Origin of the sequence: Sporolactobacillus shoreae (assembly GCF_004684935.1) — a bacterium.
Classification (GTDB): Bacteria; Bacillota; Bacilli; order Bacillales; family Sporolactobacillaceae; genus Sporolactobacillus; species Sporolactobacillus shoreae.
The window spans coordinates 128340-147691 of sequence record NZ_SRJD01000005.1; the positions used below are offsets into that span (position 1 = coordinate 128340).

Sequence of the window (19352 nt, forward strand, 5' to 3'; positions counted from 1 at the left end):
AGCAGATGGATAATAGGTAATAATTTTCTTAAGGGCGTAACTTCTTCCTCAATCTAATACCATATTCGTGGCTTATCAGCAAGATAAACAGAATTATTGATATGAAAACAAATGATACTCCTCCAAGGAATCCAAGCACTCTGGGTGACACATAGCCTAACAGGATGCCAGCAAAAAACATAGAGATTGCAAGCAATGTATTTGAAACTGCCTGTATCACTCCAAAAAGGGTGCCTCGTAATTGTTCTGGAATGTTTTTCATAAGCATGGTATTGAAACATGTATTGCATGTTCCCGAAAAAAAAGCGGTTAAACAAAAAATAATAAAAGCTAAAGTAACGATTGAATTAACACTAAGAATAACGAGCATTGTTCCTTCAAGACCCAAGCAAAGCAATCCAGTAAGAATAAAACGACTTCTTAAGTAGCTAGTTAAATAAAAACTACAAAACAAACCAATCCCTAAGGCTCCATAGAATAACCCAACTCCAAATTCTCCAAGATGAAATATTTTGACAGCATAGATGCTAATCAAAATATTATCAATACCCGTTATCAAAGATACAAGTAAGATATATATAATAATAAGCTTTAATGGGAAAGAATTTTTAATTACTTCCTTAATTTGAGAAATGTAAGTGTTCTCCCCCTTAAGTTTTCTTGAAATGTTTTCTACCTTATTTTCATTTTTTATCGTAGCATTAATTAATGCTGCAATTAGAAACGATATTCCGTTGAGCCAAAACGCAATATTGGAACCAAGTATAAAAGTTACAATTCCTCCTGCAAGAGCACCGAAGATAAGCACAATCCCTGTCATTACTTGTTCCATACTGTTTACTTTACCGTAATTTTCCTTAGAAACGGAAAATGGGACAAGTGATGTTCTTGCAGGAGAATAAATCGCTTCTCCGACAGCTAAAATAAATGCACTTAAATAGATTATCCATATTTCGCTCTGTGACTGTACTAATAAAAATGACAGTGCGAATACTATTCTTCCTAAATCGGTGATGACTAATATACGTTTTCTCGGGAAAAAATCAGATAATCTTCCACCTATAGGGGCAAATAACAAAAAAGGAAGCAGGCGAAGCATCATAACCACACCAATTGAAAGTCCAGAGCCCGTTAATGTTAATAGCATCGTAAGCATAGCAACTTGGCTAAAACGATCACCGATGCCATTTATCAGACCTGAGAAAAACAATTTACAATATGAATTATTTTGTCTCAACAATAAAATCATTCCGTCACCTGATTTCAAATTCATCTAATTAGATAATAGTTGAATTAATATGTAAGTCAAGTTAGAAATATTAAAATGGATAATTATTACTACGCAGCACGTGTTTGCAGTGCAACACCATCATGAAAATTCTTTTTGTTAGCCAATAAAGGAACCTTATTTCCAAAGAGACCGTACGTATATTAATCTGTATTTAGCACTAAAAAAGATCAGGTATCTATACCCGATCCTTTTTAGTACTTTCGATTCAACTTGTTAAATGCGCCTGCAGATGAATGAAATAAAATTCATGAGCTTGCCTGCCTCGGCATCAATAGAACCGTAGGGTACAAAATCATAAAAAGGTTAAAAACCGATGATCCCAAATGTTCTCATGGTGCTCAATGATTGTTTTCGCACCCAGAAGGTCATTGTTCACTGTGGTCGTTAACCCTTTTTTCATAAATAATGTATATCCTAAACCATGAGCCATTCGAATCGTCGTATCAACACAATACTCCGTTTGTGCACCGCAAATTTCAAGCTGATTTACATTTAACTTCAAAAGCTGGTCTTTCAGATTTGTTTTGTAAAATGAATTGGCGTGTGTTTTATTGACATAGATATCTGTATCCCTGCAATCTACCTCCGGAAAAATTTCCCATTGAGGAGAATTGAGAACGAGCTCACGATCATTATGCTGAATAAAAATCACTGGATTGTTGTTTTCTCTAAACAACTGAATTCTTTGATTGACTCCCTCAATGACATGAGCCAATTGATAAAGCGGGGCAGTTTCAGATTGAACACCTATTTGTAAATCAATAACGAGTAATGCTGCCTTGTCCATACTTAATGATCCCTCTATCCTTATAACATCCGTTTGACGCTACAATAAAAAATTTCATTCTGATAAAAAAGTGGCTGTCGTTTCTACCCTTGAAAAACTGGCTAAAGCAGAAAGAAAAGCATTTTGGACATTAATTGCAGAAATCGTGCTTTGGCCGAAGGGAAGGTTCCGCGTGGCACACGCGTCGGAAATCAGTGTAACTTGGTAACCTAGTTCGCTGGCCTGCCGTGTGGTTGAATCAACACACATATGAGTCATCATACCACATATGACCAGATGATCGATTTTTTGTTCTTGTAATTTTTCTTGAAGATCAGTGTGAAAAAAACTGTTTGGATAGGCTTTTTCAATTGTAGATACATGATCAGACACTAAAAAAGGTTCCATTGATGCATGCAAACGGACACCGTCCGTTTCAGGAAGAAAAAAAGTGGCTTCTTTAGATTCACTGATGTGTTGAATTAAATATACGGGTCTGCCTTCTTTGGTATACTTTTCTAATAATCGAAGAATATTCGCCAATGCATTTTCCGGTTGATAGAGTGGAAAAGCCCCGCCCTCAAAATAATCATTTTGTACATCGATGATGATTAGTGCTTCTCTCATGATGAACCTCCCTTATAATATACTAATAGGATAAGGATGAATCGATGAAAAAAGAAGACTTTTATGAAAGGGATTTTGATGAATCACTTTCACGATGAAAGGATGCATGAATTTGGATGAGATAGATCGTCGAATCGTGAACAAGTTAAAGGAGAATAGTCGTGTGACCTGGAAGAACCTTGGCAAAGAAATTCATCTGACCGGCCAGGCTATCGGAGCACGTGTTGAGCGGCTAATCGAAGAAAAACAGATTAAGAAATTCACCGTGGATGTAGCATACCAACACACCGAATTTATCACAGTATACATGGATACACAGGAATACCAGGCTTTTGAAAATAAGATGGTGTCTCATCCAAATGTTGAATCGGTGCACAAAATTTCCGGAGACGGATGCTATCTCCTGATTGCGCACTTTTCACCTGAAGAAATGGACCTTTTTTTCAAGAAACTGTTGACCTTCGGACGATACAAAGTCAATGTTTCATTGAATCAATTAAAGTAAATCATCATGGCATCGACCAGATCGGTATTTGGGGCTCTGAGTGTATCATTGATTTTGTAAGTGATCCTCTAGCAAAAATCATCAAATCAGGCGATTCATCTTGCCCTTTTACAAGGGATGAAATGAATCGCCTGTTGTGTGAACTCATATTCAGATGTTCCGCCAGTTAGTGAACCCCGACTTCCGTAAAGAATTCTTCGTACAAAGCCTGCACGGCTTTCTTCTCAACAGCTTCCTTGACACCGAACATCATGCTTGTTTCTGAAGAGCCCTGATTAATCATTTCAATGTTAATATTTGCTTCAGCCAATGCCTTTGACGCTCTTGCCGCGGTACCGACCTTCTGGCGCATGCCTTCACCGACAAGCATAATGAGTGCCAGATCATGCTCCACGCGTACCTCGTCCGCATCAAGATCACGGAGAATTGTCTGAACGATACTTTTCTCCATTGCTTCATCCATTTGATTTTGTCTTAAAATAATCGTTATGTCGTCAATGCCTGAGGGAACGTGTTCAAAGGATAGACCGAATTCCTCCAGGGTTAACAAGATTTTACGGACAAATCCAATTTCCTTGTTCATCAAATATTTTCCAACATAAATGCTGCAGAAATCTTCATCGCTGGCAATCCCGACAACAGGTCCATTGATGTTTTTCCTTGCGTTCACAATTTTTGTGCCGGGTGCTTCCGGGTTATTCGTGTTTTTTACATTCACCGGGATGCCCGCACGAAAAGCGGGAATCAGGGCTTCATCGTGGAAAACGGAAAAACCGCCATAAGACAACTCTCTCATTTCGCGATAGGTCAGCTCGCGAATTTCTTTCGGATGATGAACAATGTTCGGATTCACCGCATAAACCGCATCGACATCTGTAAAATTTTCATATAAATCCGCTTTAACACCGTTAGCCAAAATCGAACCGGTAATGTCCGATCCGCTGCGTGAGAAAGTCACGACATCTCCATCCGTGTTATAGCCAAAAAATCCAGGGAAAACAATAATACCAGGTCTGTTTTTCAATTCGTATAAACGTTTATACGACTCAGGCAGCACCTGAGCGTTTCCCGGATCGTTGCTTACTAAAAGACCGGCTTCTTTCGGAGAAACATACTGCGCGTCCAGACCCTTATGCCTGAAAGCCGCCGCAATCAGCTTAGCATTATTGTCCTCACCACTTGCCTTCACTGCTTCAATAAAGGAAGCGGGATTACTTTTGTCGCCATGAAGCAGGGATAAAAGATCATCTGATATTCTGCCAATAATATCATCTGAAAGGTTCAATTCTTCAGCGATACTCTTATATCTGCCAATAATGGTTTCGACCAGCTTGCCTGCGTCCGCGCCATTAAGGTATTTTTCCGCACAGCTGATCAATAAGTCCGTCACTTTTATATCGTCAGAATAGCGTTTCCCCGGAGCAGAAACAACGACAATTTTTCGTTCAGGGTCTGATGCAACAATATGATACACTTTCTCTACCTGAGCCCCGGAAGCAAGAGAGCTTCCGCCGAATTTAACCACTTTCATACCGACAACCCCTACAATGGTCACTTATAAAAAATGTACCCCTAGTATTACGTATTTCGGAGAAAGAATCAAACCTTTTTTGCATTTTTTATATGTTTCTGACGAAATTATTGCGGGATCGCGTTAATATGATAGAAACAAGCAAAAAAATAACGTCTCCTGCCTTTTTAAAGATACCATCTTCATTTTTGATCCTGTTCATTGCCCATTTTTCTTTTTTTCTTTTAAGAGCCGCTGAAACTCCTGCTCCAGCTCTTCGGACGGTTCGATGCTCAAGCGGCTGAGCACTTCTGTTATTTTTGTTTCAAGCAGAAGGCGTTTCTCTTTTTCATCATCATGACTCTTTTTCGGTTTGTCGTGTTTCCATTGCCGGTAGGTTCCTTCAAACACTCGGATGGTTTGATTGCGAATTTCCAGGATCCGTGTCGCAATGTTTTCGATAAACCTGCGATCATGGGAAACGAAAAGCACACTGCCTTCATACTCTTTGAGCAGCGACTCTAAAGCGCCAACTGCCTCCATATCAAGATAGTTCGTTGGCTCATCTAAAATCAGCGTATTCATATCACTTAAAAACACTTTTGACAAAGCAACTTTGACACGTTCCCCACCGCTCAGAACCCTGACACGCTTAGAAACATCATCTTTGAAAAAGTGCATTCGGGCAAGCACCGTGCGCATCAGCGTTTCATCCTGTTTTGATGTCGCGCGGACATTCTCAATAATCGATTTCTCTTGATCCAATATGTTTAGATTTTGGCTGAAGTAACCGATTTTCATTGATGGAGAGGCCATAATTCCAACTTCTTGATTGATCACCTTTTTGATCAGCGTTGTTTTACCGCTCCCATTAGGCCCAATAATCGCCAATTTGTCGCCGCCGCGAACGAGAAAACTCGTCTTTCGCCAAAGTATCCGTTCGCCAACTCTGCCGGATACGTCCTCTGCGCGGAGAATCGTTCGATTCTTAAACGTTTCTGCATTGGGCAGGTTCATCCTGAGTGGCTGAAGCTCTTTCACTTTTTCTACCTTTTCCAGTTTTTCCAACCGCGTTTCAATAGCATTCGCCGTCTCATATAACTTCTTTTGTTTCTTGGAAAGGTCTTTAATGCGTGCTTCGGAACTACTTAAATTCTTTGGTTTCTTTGTGGCCCGCTGAGCTTTTCTCTCTTTTAATTTTAGCGCCTCTTCCAATTGCTGTTTCTTCTTCTCGTAGCTTTCATATGCCGATTGTTGCTCTCTACGCTCTATTTCTTTTTGCGCGGCATAGTCGCTGTAATTACCTTGGTAAACTTTGATCTTACTTTCACTAATTTCCCATATCGTTGTGCACAGCATATCCAAAAAAGTGCGGTCGTGCGACACAATAACAAACGCCCCTTGCCACTCGCTCAACTTCCTTTCCAACCATTCAATATGATCTGTATCCAGATTGGTCGTTGGTTCATCAGCAAGCAGCAACTCCGGATTGCTTACAAGCGCTTTTTGAATGTATTCCTGAGTGACTTCCCCACCGCTTTTTGTTGTATCCGTCCGTTTGAGTTGCGGCAACAGTTTACATTGAGTACGTTGAATGACCGTTCCTTCTTCCGGAACCATCTTCTCTGCAAAAATATTCAGCAACGTTGTTTTCCCGCATCCATTTCGTCCAACTAATCCAATGCGATCCCTTTGATGGATGCGCAGCTGATCCACATCAAGCAATAACCGATCCTTTACATAATGCTTTACATGAAGCGCTTCTAATAGAATCACCAAATCATCCCCATTTCTTCTGTTTCCTGGGACGTAAAAATGCCCCCTGTCTGCAATCAGAATAGGAGGCACCAGTTATGGGCGAACACCAAAGAGAAATCCGGTCTTTTCGGACAGCCGCCGATACTAACCCTATCCTGAAATCCCGGTATGAAGACACACGTACAGAAAAAAAGTGCTTTCCGCAAACATCTTCAGTTACCGGTTTTCGAAAACAGGATTAGTTTTTCATCGGCCCTTGGTTCACCCTTCCGTTCGTTTAATTAACTTCAATTTAATAGATACAATAAGCCATGTCAAGTCATCCTCACGGTGTCGGAACGATCATACTTCTGTCCACGCGCGATGTGCCGTCAGCATAGTTGAACTGAAATCCCGGCTGAACATTAAAGATATAGACGTTGAAATTCAGTGATCCATCCGTTGAAATGGCCTGAAGCTCTACACCTTTAGCCATTAAATCATTTTTATCAAAAATAGCTTGTGCCTGATAGATCACTTTTCTCCCTTGTTTCAGTGCATTTCGCACTTTGCTTTCGTACAGGGTTTGTATCTCCTGATTCGAAAAAGCAGTCTGGGTGAACAGGTTTTTAGGATTATTCTGATCTCCAGATTTCAGGGATGGATCATAGGATCCCGTAAAAGCAATACCCTTTGATAGAGAATAAGCAATTAAATGGCCGCGGTTAAGGATGGCTTCACCCTTGACCATTTTCTGGTGCCAGCCGGTCGGACGAACATACTGACGAACCCTGAGTGAGTCGTTCGCCAGATTACGCGCTTCAAGATACGCTGTGTTGGGTCGTGACGTACGGTTCAATGAATCAAGATTGCTGTAGATCACTTTATTTTCCTTCCAGTCTTTCGGATTGAGCGTTGACTGGTTATGGTTCACTGTGATGACCACGCTTGATCCTGATTCATAATTGAGCGATGCAAGACGGGATGATGACGTATCTTTTATTGATTCATGTCCGGGCAGAGAGGGTTTAGCCGCGGAAACTCCTTTCTGGACATGGCTCACTGCCGTTGTAACAGAACTCGAAGATGATGGATCATGCCCCGCCTGATGACTATCGGGAATAAGCATTTTGCCTGCGAAAAAAACCATGATGATTAATGCAAAGGTAAAAATGGACCGGTTTATTTTTTTCATTACTTGTTCCTCTAATCACTCATTTTTTCATTTTCATACTTTACTATTTTCAGATGTCGGATCATTCGTGAGGGGCTTTGCATCTCTCTTTCTCAAAGGTACATATTTTTTGCTACATTCACTAAAGTGTAAACTCTTGATGCTGCATGCGTCAATGTGAAACGATCGCTTCCAGCTAACTAAGAATGCAGTCATTAGCGGACATTCAAACGTTTAAACGAGTTCGAACGGAGAATGCCTTTTGAATCAAAAGATACGGGCATCGACAAAAAAAGAAAATGAGGTTCAATGCGGACGGTAAAGCATTATTTACCACTGTCATGCAAGAAATGATTATACTATTTAGTACATACTAACTTTAATATTGCTAGGAGGGGTTAGACACATGTCGTTATTTAAGAAAAAAGTCAAGCCATCCCCCAATTTGAAGGCTGCCATCGTGGCCGGCATTGCCGCCGGGGTCGTTTCCGGACTGGTCAAGTTTGGATGGGAAAATGTTCTGCCGCCGCGTACCCCTGAACGTGACGCGACGAACCCACCTCAGAAACTTCTTCAGCAGCTGGGGATCCCTGAATCAGTAACTCATAGTACATATCAGTATTCCGACCATGACCTGCCATGGGTCAGTTACGCCGTCCACTTCGGTTTTTCGACGTCATTTGCCGTACTCTACGAGGTGCTCGCCCAGTACGAACCGAAGATCAAGGCCGGCGGCGGATCTGTCTTCGGTCTCGCCGTCTGGGCAGCCTTTCACTTAGGCATTATGCCAGCTATGAAAACAGTGCCATCTGCCAAAGATCAGCCTGCTGAAGAACACGTTTCCGAAGCGCTGGGACATGTGGCCTGGATGTGGACCAATGATGTCATCGCCGATGAAGTGTACCGCCGGCTGATCCAAACCAAAAAATAATGCGACAAGGTGCCCAGTGGCGGTGACCACTGGGCACCTTCCTGTTTCACAGAAAGAAGGTAACTTATGATCGAAAAATGGCAAACGGCCTGGCCGGAACGCATCAGCTACGGATTGAGCGATGCTGCCGACAACCTGGTCTTTCAAATGTTAACTACTTACCTGCTGTTCTTTTATACTGATGTTTATGGTCTGGACCCCGCCGCAGTAGCGGTTCTATTTATTGTCGCCCGAATCGCTGATGTCGTGGAAAGCTTTATCATCGGCGTGATGATCGACCGCACCCATTCTCGCTGGGGCAAGAGCCGGCCATTCTTTCTTTGGTTCGCTCTGCCCTATGTCGTGTTTGCCGTTCTGACCTTTGTCACGCCAGATTTCTCACAAACAGGAAAATTGGCATGGGCTTATGTGACTTATTTGGGCCTGGGATTCTTTTACACAGCGGTTAACTTGCCGATTACATCCATTCTGCCGACCCTATCGCAAAACACCCATGAATTGACCTTGCTTGGCGTGATTCGTCAGTTTTTCGGTAGCTCGGTTCAAATCATCGTCGCGGTCTTTACCCTACCGCTGGTCGCTTTTTTCGGACATGGGAATCAGCAGGAAGGATTCCTGCTGACGATTGGCCTTTTTGGACTGATCTCATTATTTCTGATCATCAACACGTTTTTCCACGTCCATGAGCGGTTCACAAATCCTGAAATAGCTCACCAGCCGTTCAGGCATGTGATGCGCATGCTCCGCAAAAATAGGCCGTGGATGATTATTTCCGTTGTGATTTTTCTTTACTGGCTGACGACAGCCATTAAAAATCAGACGACGATTTATTATTTTAAATACACACTACATCATGAGGACTTAGTCCCCTTGGCCAATAGTTTTACTTTGGCCGCCCTGATCGGGGTCATCCTGATCATCCGGGCGGCCGGATTGTTTGGCAAGAAACGGACGATGCTGATCGGCATTGTCACTGCTTTTATCGGTCAAATCATTCTGACCATCGGTGTTTACACCCATCTTCTGGCGATCCTATTTGCCGGAATTTTGATTAATTCTGTCGGACATGGCATCATTATCGGCCTCGTTTCCATTATGATTGCCGACACGATTCGCTATGGCACCGCCATGGGTATTCAGGCAGAAGGCATCTTAGCATCAACTGACGATTTTGGCGTCAATATGGGACTCGGCATCGGGGGCATGATCACGGCCGTACTGTTCCACCTGTCCGGCTATGTTTCCAATCACGCTCAAAATACGGAAACCCTGTCGATGATCAACGTCAACTATGCCTGGATCCCTCTCGGCTTGTATATCCTGATGTTTTTCATTTTATTGAGCTATAACGAGCAACGGATCAATGATGCCGTGACTGTTGAAAAATAAAAGCCAGACGGGACCAACTTTCAATGCAAATTATTTAATGAGACTCAAATGATAAATACAAATAAATTTGTTTACTAAATTGATCATTTAAGGTCATGCACAAGAGCAAATATGCTATCTGTTATTGATCTTGATGTTTAAAAGAGTATACTGCCATAAAAAGGCCAAAAAATGCACAAATGCAAATGGATGTAGTCGCCAGTACCGGCACAACTTGCATACCTGGAACAGTAATCAGAGGCACAGAAGACCAAGGCACTAAGCTTCCCAAAAATTTTGGAAAATACAATCCAGCGAAACCTATTCCAGTAAAGATTATGGTGCATAACAAAGATGGATAAAAATTCTTACGTTGTAAAACAGCCACCCATGCGATAGGGGTAAGAGTAACTAAATGAAGCAGGCCAAATTTTATGATAAAGCTAGCTATTTCATAAAAGGACCCGTATAGTGTTGCACTACCATACAAGATGCCAGCACCTAAGCATACTATTGCAAGATAACATAGCGTCATCGTAATATGCCAAGTAGCCCAAATAATGAGCTTTCCTATTAAAAGTCTTGTGCGGGTAACGGGTGCCGTAAGCATGTTTATAATTGTATGGTCGGTATATTCCCTTTGAATCAAAAAAGTAAGGACGAAACCACTTAGCACGGGATAAGCAAAATACTGACACAGGGAAGCTAGCCGGAATACCCATCCCATAATAGAGTACTTCGGCAGTGCTCCCTGAAAAATATCTGTTGCAATTACCATGACAGGCAAGATTATAGCAAGCGATGAGCATGATATAATCAGCCTGTTATGCCGCAATTTCAATCGTTCAGCAGCCAATAGATTATTCAATGCCAACACCACCTGTTATTTTTTTGAAATAGTCCTCCAAATTATCACTGCAAATCTGGATTGTAGAGACGCCGGCTCCTACGGAAACTAAAGCTTTATTTAATTCCACAAGGTCGATACCGGTATCATAGATACGCATGGAATTATCTGCTTCGGCAGTGTAGTTATTGGTATGCAATACGCGTTCAAGTACTTGTGCTGCTAAAGATTGAGAAGTCACTTGAATATGGATATACTTCTGATTTTTCTTTTCAAGATCAGCCATCGTGTTTTCTTCCAAGAGGTTGCCATGATGGAGAATGCCAATATCGTCAGCAAGCAAAGCAATTTCTGTTAGAATATGGCTGGATATCAGGATGGTTTTTCCATATTCCTCACTTAAGCTCCGGATAAATGCGCGCACTTCAGCAATACCAATGGGATCAAGGCCATTAGTCGGTTCATCCAATATAAGCAGTTCCGGATCGTTGAGGATTGCGTTGGCAATACCCAAGCGCTGTTTCATACCAAGCGAATACGAAGAAAACGGTTTTTTATCGTCATAGGGAAGACCCACTGTCTTTAGAGCTTCCTGGACCGCATTTTGCTTTATAGTACCGCGAATTCTTGCAAAAATTTGTAGATTTTCTGTGCCAGTTAGATGCGGGTAAAAACCAGGAGTTTCAATAATTGAACCAATTCGGGGATATAATTTACGTTCATTTTTTTTGAGCGATTCACCAAACAACCGCACTTCGCCAGAAGATATTGCTGACAATCCCAAAATCATTTTCATGGTTGTTGTCTTTCCGGCACCATTACGACCTAACAGACCATAAATACGTCCACGTTTCACATGGATGCTTACATTGTTGACGACGGTAGTAGATCCGTATCTCTTTGTCAGCATCTGCGTTTCAATGACACAATCATTCACTGTTATTAGCCCCCTTCATAAACAAGAATAGCATGCTAACCTTGCCATAATCTTGCCGCTATCTTGATTTAGTCTTGTTTTTCAGGAACTAATAAGGGAAACAATAAGAAAAAAAGTGTGCCTTTTTCTTTTATACTCTTAACAGTAATTTCTCCATGTAGTCCTTTCACCAGTTCGGCTACAATTGATAACCCCAAGCCGCTGCCCTTTGTACCACGAGCCGTATTGCACTTATAAAGCCGTTCAAAGATGTGTGGTAAATCGGTTTCGGATATTCCAACTCCATTATCCTGTATTTCAAAGGCCATTTTATTATCGTTCTCTTCCTCGCTTACTTTTATAAATGTGGCATGACCATGTGTCAATACATTTTGGAGTAGATTATCCAGTATGCGTTTTAGAGCGGTTTTATCTATTGAAACAAACAATTCGTTTTCCGGTACAGATATATCATAGCAGATGTCGTTTTTTTCAAATTGTGGTATCCATTCGGAAACAATTTCTCTCGCATATTCATGGATGTCTATATTCTCATAGTGATATATCCGTTCACCAGATTCCAGCTTAAGCCATTCAAAGAGTGTATCAACATAATATTTCAAATCAAGGGCCTTATTTAATGCAATTTCGATATACTGTTCTTTTTCCTTGCCGGTTACATACCCCAATTGGATGGCTTCAAGATAACCTGTCAGTGAGGCAAGTGGTGTTCGTATATCATGGGACAAACTGGTTGCAAGTTGCCGATATGATCTCTCTGCTTGCTGGTGCTTAAACAGCTCATTTTTGGTCTGGATAACAATCTCATTGATCTTGTAGCACAAACTAGCTACGGGTGACGTTTTACTAACGATTAACCGTCTGTTCATGTTTCCATTTGCAATTTCATCTACTATAGTGCTTGCTTCCATCAACTGCACTTTAGTTCTATATAAATAGAATGCCAAAGCAGCAATCACGAAGCACAGTATTGTGATGATCATTCCGCATACAAAAAATACCATAGCTAAACTCCCTGATTGAACCGATAACCCACACCGCGTACTGTTTGAATATACTTTGGGGTTTCAGGACACATCTCAATTTTTCTTCGTAACTTACTGATGAAAGACATAATGTTGCTGTCGTCAAAGGAATATTCATCATGCCAGACATTATTATATAATTGACGTTTTGTGAATATTTTCCCCTTATGTTCTGCTAAAAAGTAGAGTAGGTCAAACTCTTTTGCAGTAAGTTCTACGAAATTACCATTAACGCAAACTGTTCGGTTAGTGCCATTTATGACAATACCATCGAAGCAAAGCTTGCCATTCTGCAGATTTACTCCATAATTGAGTATTGTATTGCGCCGAATTAATGAATCGACTCGTGCAAGAAATTCCCTTATGCCAAAAGGTTTGGTCAGATAATCATCAGCCCCTAACCTCAAACCGTTTACTTTATCGTCCTCTTCATTTTTTGCCGTCAGCATAAGAATAGGAACAGTGCTTTCACTTCTGATTTGTTCCAAAAGGCTAAAACCATTTATATCGGGTAGCATGACATCAAGCACTACTAGGCAAAAAGTTGCACTCTGAAAAAGAGACATGCCTCTTGCACCGGCATGGGCTTTGGTTACAACCATGCCAGTGTTTAATAAACACCTTTCAAGTAAATTGCAAAGTTCAACATCATCATCAATAATTAGAACCTTATATTCAGTCATATATACTCCACTTCTCAATTTTCACCCTTCTATTTTCATTTCTTCTTCATCGGTTGGTTTTTAAGCATCCTTTAGCATCAGCGACATCGACTAAAATGTACCAAACCTGGGATTCGGTCTTCCTCGTTAAAACTTTATATGCGTCGCTGCTTCTTGAACTAAAAGATCTACAATCGTCCTCACATCTAATTTTAATATTCAGTTGTCCTAAACTCACGCGTATTCATGTACTTCATTTTTGTTGCTCCATGTACTGTTATCTAATTGGATTAAATCAGTTAAGCTGCAATCATATTGATTAATATGTATCATTTACATGATCTCTTGAAAAGTACTTTTATAATATTATCTCGGAGAATGTATAAAGTTTTCTTAGCAGTACGTCTGCACACAACATTATTCTCAGAAAAGAACTTTTTTGTCCAGTAAACAACTTTATATTTAAAAAAAGTACTTTACATCAATATATCATCAAAAAATTTTTTATAATGATACCCGGGGAGATGAAACGCCGTGTGCAGTGTGATAGCTGCTTTACCGGTTTGGCGTATGAGAAAAGGTAGAAGTAATCGTGCTACAGTAGAATAAATCACCCATAATGTTTGAAGGAGGAACCAGAATCATGGAGATTAAGACAGACGACTTAACTGGCGACAAAATTATTTGCTTAATCAGAGAGCACCTTCAGGGTATGGCACACGTTTCCCCACCGGAAAGTATCCATGCACTGGATCTTGAGACGCTGAGAAAACCGGACATCACCTTCTGGAGTGCGTGGGAAGGAGGCGAATTACTTGGCTGTGGGGCACTCAAAGAGCTTGACAGCCAGCATGGAGAAGTCAAATCCATGCGAACTGCTTCATCACATCTGAGAAGGGGTGTTGCCCGGCGGCTTCTGCAACACATTATTGAAGAAGCCAGTGTTCGCGGCTATCAGCGCCTAAGTTTGGAAACCGGTTCGCAGGAAGCATTTGAACCAGCGAGAAGATTATATACGGGTTTAGGATTTCACTCTTGTCAGCCGTTTTCGGATTACGCCGCAGATCCGAACAGTGTGTTCCTGACAAAGACGCTGTAAGTCATTGAAAATAGTGTGCTTTTCTTCTCGCAAGCGACTCCTGAAAATCGGGGAGCCACTATAAGTGTCCAAAGGTTCCGTGACTCATTCAGGAATCGATCCGATTTCAAGAAGCACGATTCAGGCTTTAACTCCCGAAAATGTTTATTATGGAAGTAGAAAAGATAAATTCCGGGATGGAGGGATTTCAAATGTACGATGTGGTTATTATCGGCGGTGGACCGGCGGGTCAGAGTGCTGCCATCTTCACAAGCAAAGCGGGACTGAAAACACTGGTTATTGATAATGAAAAAGGACTGACCCAGCGCGCGCTTCTCAAAAATCACTACGGCATTCTGGAGACGAGCGGAGCGTCACTGGTTGAAACGGGGAAAAAACAGGTGGAACGCTTTGGAGCCGAGTTTGTCAAATCGCAGGTGACGAATGTCACCAAAAACGGCGAAGCATTCGATATTAAAACAGAAGACGGTGCTTCCTATTCCGCTGGTCAGATCATTCTGGCAACCGGCTCGAACGCCAAATTGGCGCAAACAATCGGTCTGAAGACCAAAGACGGCCGCGAGAAATATGTGAAAACTGTGATCGAAACGGATGAGGCCGGACATACGAGCATTGACGGCATCTGGGCTGCCGGTGTGGCCGCTGGCGTCAGCGTCCACACGATTGTCACAAGCGGAGACGGCGCAAAAAAAGCGATCAACCTGATCAGTGAGCTGAAAGGCGAACGCTACGTGGATCACGACAAACAGCCAACGGACTGAATCCTCAATTCAGCCAAATCACATATTTTTCTGCATCACCCAAAGCAAGGCACAGATTATGGTGCCTTGCTTCTCTATTTTATTGACGGCAATCCATTGAATCGATGACAACAAGAGTCACTTTATAAATCCATTATTTTCATACAAGATTAACACGTAATATTACTTTGACTGTCACAGTAATATGATATATATTGATACTGTGAGGTGATGACATGCGTACGAATAAAATTACATCCGACCAGCTGCGCGGACATTCCGATACAATGATTTTACGGCTCTTATCCGAAGCGGATCACTACGGCTACGAAATTGTCAAACTGATTGCCGAGCGCTCGGGCGGTGACTACGAATTAAAGGAGGCCACGATGTATTCCAGCGTCCGGCGGCTTGAGGCGGACGGTGACATTGAGTGGTACTGGGGTGATGAGTCTCAGGGCGGACGGCGGAAATATTTTCGGATCACCGATAAAGGCAAAGCCACTTATTCCAGCAACAAAAGCAATTGGGAGTACACCAAACGAATTCTTGATAAATTACTTTGAAGGAGATTCCAGCCATGAATGAAAAATTAAGTCACTATTTGAACGACGTTTTTGCCCCTTATGACGGCGTGAAAAGTGTTGCCGATTTAAAGGCCGATCTGCTCTCCGATTTGCAGGAGCGGTATCGTGAACTCAAAGCCGAGGGCAAGGATGATGAAACAGCCTTCCAGATGACGATCGACAGCATCGGTGACATTGAAGAAACCGTACAGGAAGTCGCCGACCTCTCCCACTCTCTTGAGCGGCGAGCTGTGATCCATTTCAGCGCGAGCGACCTGCAGGGGAGCGATTTTGCAGGCGTCATCGCGCACAAAAGAAACTTTAAAGCAAGCGCGCTGCGCGGCTCCGACTTTTCCGGTGCGGACTTAACGGGCAGCGCATTTGTCGGCAGCGATGTGCGTGAAGCCAATTTCGATGGCGCAAACCTGACCGACTGCAAACTATCAATTATTGACCTCAGGGATTCAAGTTTCCGGCAGTCTATACTGATTCGCACCAATATCAGTAAGTCGGATCTGACGGGAACAAAATTCATTGATGTCCGGTTTACGGATGTCACGCTGTCGATGACCGATCTCAGAAAGACTGTAATGGAAAATTGTGTCTTTAACGGCGTCGATTTCAACTATTCCGACCTGCGGGGCATGTGTTTTGACGGTCATACCTTTATCGATGCCACGTTTGACAAGGTAGCACTGAACGACGCGTCGTTTAAAGACGCGACACTCAAAAACGTATCTTTCCGAGCAACGCATGTCTTAACTAATAAATATTACCGTGCCATCAAAACCATCTGCTTTGACGGAGCCATGATGGATAAGCTGACGTATGCCGCACTCAAGGGCATGAAGGCTGATTTATCAAAGGTTACTGTTATTTAAGGAAGGAGAATATGCATAACATAGCCATTCAGGCGGGGGGCTTGAGAAGTCCTATAAACAGCTTCATGTGCTAAAATGTGTAAATTTCAAGATGGAACAGGGTACTATTTTCGCCTTGCTTGGCTCCAACGGCGCGGGCAAGACGGCGGAACCGCCGGATTGGACGTTGCGTCAAAAACCGAAAATGCACGGCAGTCCTTAGTTTCTATGATCCTCAGATAAGGTCAAATTAAGTGTTAACTCCACAGTTCCTGTTTACTGCTCAATAGAATTGTGAGAAAATCACTCTATCAATTGGAAAAATGGGCGTTTGATTTTATGCTGCGGAAGGGTTAAACATATGGATATCGTTATTGAGTCAGGAAAAGCAAATGATAGTGATGAATTAGAACAACTTTATAACGATTTGAATGACCATTTAGCTCGTTCAGTTAACTATCCTGAATGGATAAAAGGTGTTTATCCTGTGAGACAGAATGCAGTTGACGGCGTAACACAAGGTAATCTCTATGTAGCAAGGTATGATGGGATAATCATTGGTTCTCTTATTTTAAGTCATAAGCCTGAGCCCGCATATGAAAAAGCCAAATGGAAATTTGCGTCTGACGACTATTCGGATATCTTTGTTATTCATACATTTGTCGTACATCCGAATTTTTTGAAACGTGGTGTAGGCAAAGCATTGATAGATTTTTCTATTGAATACGGTATTAAGTCACACGCAAAGTCAATCCGGTTGGATGTTTACGAAAATAACATACCTGCTATCAAATTATATGAAAAATGTGGTTTTAACTATATTAATACAGTTGATTTGGGGCTTGGACACTATGGACTGAAGTGGTTCAGGCTCTATGAACGGCTACTATGAGCGCATCATCTTCGACTTTCATTGTATGAAGGGGACTAAGAGTCATCATAAGTAGAAATGCAAAAAATGTTCCCATGAAAAATGTCTCGATTATGTCTTGGGCTATGGTCATGCAAATGATTTGTCTTCACGCGATCTCCAATTTAAAATGTCCCAGGGGCTCTTGGAAAAAATTCTGACGGGTTTTGTCCTATTGGTCCCTATAAACGGTGAATCTGATACCTAATTAAGGTTCTATAATAGATTCAATTTTGTTCATGTGGTATTCTTAATGAAAAGTTTTTTATAAGGGGAGATAAAACTGTGGTAGACTCCGTTACTCTGGTCAGTTTTTCACTGGTTGCTTTAGGAATTGTATGCGCACCCGGACCCAATATGATGTATCTCGTATCATGTTCTCTCACTCAGGGTAAGAAGGCAGGCTTTTTTTCATTATTAGGTGTTGTCACAGGTTTTATCGTTTATGTGATCGCAACCATTTTAGGACTTGATTTCATCTTTAAAACGGTTCCTCTGCTTTATTCAGCCATCAAAGTCGCAGGAATCATTTATTTGCTGTGGATGGCATGGAACGCCATAAAGCCGGGAAGCGAGTCTGTTTTTGAACCTCATGATGTTCCTCATCGCACGCTGAAAAAACTATATTTGAACGGGTTAATGACGAATTTATTAAATCCCAAAATAGCGGTTCTTTACATCTCTTTGTTACCTCAGTTTGAACATCCTCAAAATGGTCCGTTAGCTCTTCAAATTGGCGTGCTTGGAACTACACAGATTATCATCAGCTTTTCCGTAAACTTATTAATCGTGTTATTTGCTGGTCAAGTCTCCAAAATACTAAGGGAGAGACCGGTATGGAAAAAAGTACAAAAATATTTCATGGCAACGATTTTAGGCCTGTTGGCGTTAAATTTGGCATTCGTCAAAAATAAATAAATTCTGCTCCTTACGTATGCTGTTTGGGAAGAAACCCAAATGAGCCCTTCTTGAGAGGCAAGCCAGTGACCCTTTGCTGAGCCTGTCTCTATTTTTTCGGGAAGACTCATCAAGGCTAACACCTTACGTATTTGCGTTTGAAACCCAACCTCCCTCTATCCAGGTCCTTTTGAATACTTTCGGAAGCGTGCAGGATCCTGCTTTTTTTCTTGTCCCGCCTGATTTCGACTGGTCCGACCGCCTTTGCGGTTTCGAGCGCCTGATCATGGAGCGGCAAATAGGAAATCCCGACGGTGTAGATGAAATTATTCATAGAGGCTTTCGATCGATCAGGAAAATCGTGAATCGTATTTTCCACTTGATCAAGCATGCTGGCAATCTTATTTGAGTTAAATTCATTGTCCGGGCGATTACCCAGAAGCCAGCAGTAACAGCTCCAGCCAGCTGACATTCTCAGTTCTTCACCGCTTGCAATCCATTTATCAGCAATGACTTGTGCAATATCGGTTTCTGACAGAGTGACTGCCACCACGAAATCAGATAGCATATAAAAGTACGCCGCATCCATCCAACGCTCAAAATCCTCCTCAGTCATTGCCTTTGGGTCCGCAATAATGCCAGCAAAATACATGGCATCGTAGTTCCCTGTGGCGTAAAGCTGTTCTGCTAAAGGCTGATTGATCTTTATTTTCTTTGCGATCGGCTTCATTTGTCCTGTAGCCACGCCAAAAAGCGGTTCATGGGCACCATTGCTAATATAGGTCTTCTTGATTCGTTCCTTGCCAAGCGCTTCCAGTTCCTGCATCACCATTTCGCAATCCATCGTTTGGCACTCCCTTCCATTATCATTGTCCTTACTTCTTCCCTGACTCTATTGAA

General features: G+C 41.9%; 21 protein-coding genes and 1 pseudogene. 11 read left to right on the top strand and 11 right to left on the bottom strand.

The window, feature by feature from the left end:
- Positions 1-28: 28 nt before the first annotated feature.
- The 3 genes from E4665_RS06395 to E4665_RS06405 all read right to left on the bottom strand — a co-directional run bounded on the left by E4665_RS06395 (position 29) and on the right by E4665_RS06405 (position 2684).
- Positions 29-1237, bottom strand: coding sequence for an MFS transporter (locus tag E4665_RS06395; protein ID WP_241654713.1), 1209 nt, complete (start codon positions 1235-1237; stop codon positions 29-31).
- A 346-nt stretch (positions 1238-1583) separates the two neighbouring features.
- A complete protein-coding gene (locus E4665_RS06400) occupies positions 1584-2078 on the bottom strand; it encodes a cysteine hydrolase family protein (RefSeq protein WP_135347972.1) in 495 nt (164 codons plus the stop codon).
- 54 nt (positions 2079-2132) lie between these two features.
- Positions 2133-2684, bottom strand: a complete 552-nt coding sequence (locus tag E4665_RS06405) for a cysteine hydrolase family protein (protein WP_135347973.1) — start codon at positions 2682-2684, stop codon at positions 2133-2135.
- Between the two features lie 112 nt (positions 2685-2796).
- On the opposite strand from E4665_RS06405, the gene E4665_RS06410 reads away from it, so the two are divergent.
- Positions 2797-3189, top strand: coding sequence for an Lrp/AsnC family transcriptional regulator (locus tag E4665_RS06410; protein ID WP_167815133.1), 393 nt, complete (start codon positions 2797-2799; stop codon positions 3187-3189).
- A 166-nt stretch (positions 3190-3355) separates the two neighbouring features.
- Here the strand turns inward: E4665_RS06410 and E4665_RS06415 are convergent, their stop codons facing one another.
- The 3 genes from E4665_RS06415 to E4665_RS06425 all read right to left on the bottom strand — a co-directional run bounded on the left by E4665_RS06415 (position 3356) and on the right by E4665_RS06425 (position 7631).
- A complete protein-coding gene (locus E4665_RS06415; RefSeq protein ID WP_135347975.1) occupies positions 3356-4720 on the bottom strand; it encodes an aspartate kinase in 1365 nt (454 codons plus the stop codon).
- A 198-nt stretch (positions 4721-4918) separates the two neighbouring features.
- Positions 4919-6475, bottom strand: a complete 1557-nt coding sequence (locus tag E4665_RS06420) for a Vga family ABC-F type ribosomal protection protein (RefSeq protein WP_135347976.1) — start codon at positions 6473-6475, stop codon at positions 4919-4921.
- A gap of 307 nt (positions 6476-6782) precedes the next feature.
- Positions 6783-7631 (bottom strand): DNA/RNA non-specific endonuclease, encoded by an 849-nt coding sequence (locus tag E4665_RS06425; RefSeq protein WP_174845461.1) that lies wholly within the window; start codon positions 7629-7631, stop codon positions 6783-6785.
- 385 nt (positions 7632-8016) lie between these two features.
- On the opposite strand from E4665_RS06425, the gene E4665_RS06430 reads away from it, so the two are divergent.
- Positions 8017-8541 (top strand): DUF1440 domain-containing protein, encoded by a 525-nt coding sequence (locus E4665_RS06430; RefSeq protein WP_135347977.1) that lies wholly within the window; start codon positions 8017-8019, stop codon positions 8539-8541.
- A gap of 66 nt (positions 8542-8607) precedes the next feature.
- Complete coding sequence (locus E4665_RS06435; protein WP_135347978.1) at positions 8608-9930, top strand: glycoside-pentoside-hexuronide (GPH):cation symporter; 1323 nt, start codon at positions 8608-8610, stop codon at positions 9928-9930.
- 121 nt (positions 9931-10051) lie between these two features.
- Here the strand turns inward: E4665_RS06435 and E4665_RS06440 are convergent, their stop codons facing one another.
- From E4665_RS06440 to E4665_RS06455, 4 genes are all read right to left on the bottom strand, one after another.
- Positions 10052-10777, bottom strand: coding sequence for an ABC transporter permease (locus tag E4665_RS06440; protein WP_167815134.1), 726 nt, complete (start codon positions 10775-10777; stop codon positions 10052-10054).
- Positions 10770-11693, bottom strand: a complete 924-nt coding sequence (locus E4665_RS06445) for an ABC transporter ATP-binding protein (protein WP_135347980.1) — start codon at positions 11691-11693, stop codon at positions 10770-10772. The genes E4665_RS06440 and E4665_RS06445 overlap by 8 nt, the downstream gene beginning before the upstream one ends.
- A gap of 68 nt (positions 11694-11761) precedes the next feature.
- Positions 11762-12697 carry a sensor histidine kinase gene (locus E4665_RS06450; protein WP_206663559.1) on the bottom strand — a complete coding sequence of 312 codons (936 nt, stop codon included), beginning with the start codon at positions 12695-12697 and terminating at the stop codon, positions 11762-11764.
- 2 nt (positions 12698-12699) lie between these two features.
- Positions 12700-13401, bottom strand: a complete 702-nt coding sequence (locus E4665_RS06455) for a response regulator transcription factor (RefSeq protein WP_135347981.1) — start codon at positions 13399-13401, stop codon at positions 12700-12702.
- A 622-nt stretch (positions 13402-14023) separates the two neighbouring features.
- On the opposite strand from E4665_RS06455, the gene E4665_RS06460 reads away from it, so the two are divergent.
- The 8 genes and pseudogenes from E4665_RS06460 (at position 14024) to E4665_RS06495 (ending at position 18473) form a co-directional block, all read left to right on the top strand.
- On the top strand, positions 14024-14479 hold the full coding sequence (locus tag E4665_RS06460; RefSeq protein ID WP_135347982.1) for a GNAT family N-acetyltransferase: 456 nt from the start codon (positions 14024-14026) through the stop codon (positions 14477-14479).
- Positions 14480-14670: 191 nt separating this feature from the next.
- Complete coding sequence (locus E4665_RS06465; protein WP_135347983.1) at positions 14671-15240, top strand: NAD(P)/FAD-dependent oxidoreductase; 570 nt, start codon at positions 14671-14673, stop codon at positions 15238-15240.
- Between the two features lie 215 nt (positions 15241-15455).
- Positions 15456-15785: a PadR family transcriptional regulator gene (locus tag E4665_RS06470; RefSeq protein ID WP_135347984.1), complete on the top strand. Its 330-nt coding sequence runs from the start codon at positions 15456-15458 to the stop codon at positions 15783-15785.
- Positions 15786-15799: 14 nt separating this feature from the next.
- Positions 15800-16666: a pentapeptide repeat-containing protein gene (locus E4665_RS06475; protein ID WP_135347985.1), complete on the top strand. Its 867-nt coding sequence runs from the start codon at positions 15800-15802 to the stop codon at positions 16664-16666.
- Positions 16667-16733: 67 nt separating this feature from the next.
- Positions 16734-16811: pseudogene (locus E4665_RS18805) on the top strand (ATP-binding cassette domain-containing protein); the annotation flags it as partial.
- Positions 16812-17006: 195 nt separating this feature from the next.
- On the top strand, positions 17007-17537 hold the full coding sequence (locus E4665_RS06485) for a GNAT family N-acetyltransferase (RefSeq protein WP_135347986.1): 531 nt from the start codon (positions 17007-17009) through the stop codon (positions 17535-17537).
- 97 nt (positions 17538-17634) lie between these two features.
- Positions 17635-17763 carry a hypothetical protein gene (locus E4665_RS18735; protein WP_338325997.1) on the top strand — a complete coding sequence of 43 codons (129 nt, stop codon included), beginning with the start codon at positions 17635-17637 and terminating at the stop codon, positions 17761-17763.
- 77 nt (positions 17764-17840) lie between these two features.
- Positions 17841-18473 (top strand): LysE family translocator, encoded by a 633-nt coding sequence (locus E4665_RS06495; RefSeq protein WP_135347987.1) that lies wholly within the window; start codon positions 17841-17843, stop codon positions 18471-18473.
- A 115-nt stretch (positions 18474-18588) separates the two neighbouring features.
- On the opposite strand, the gene E4665_RS06500 is transcribed toward E4665_RS06495, so the two are convergent.
- Positions 18589-19296 carry a DNA alkylation repair protein gene (locus E4665_RS06500; protein WP_135347988.1) on the bottom strand — a complete coding sequence of 236 codons (708 nt, stop codon included), beginning with the start codon at positions 19294-19296 and terminating at the stop codon, positions 18589-18591.
- Positions 19297-19352 lie beyond the last annotated feature (56 nt).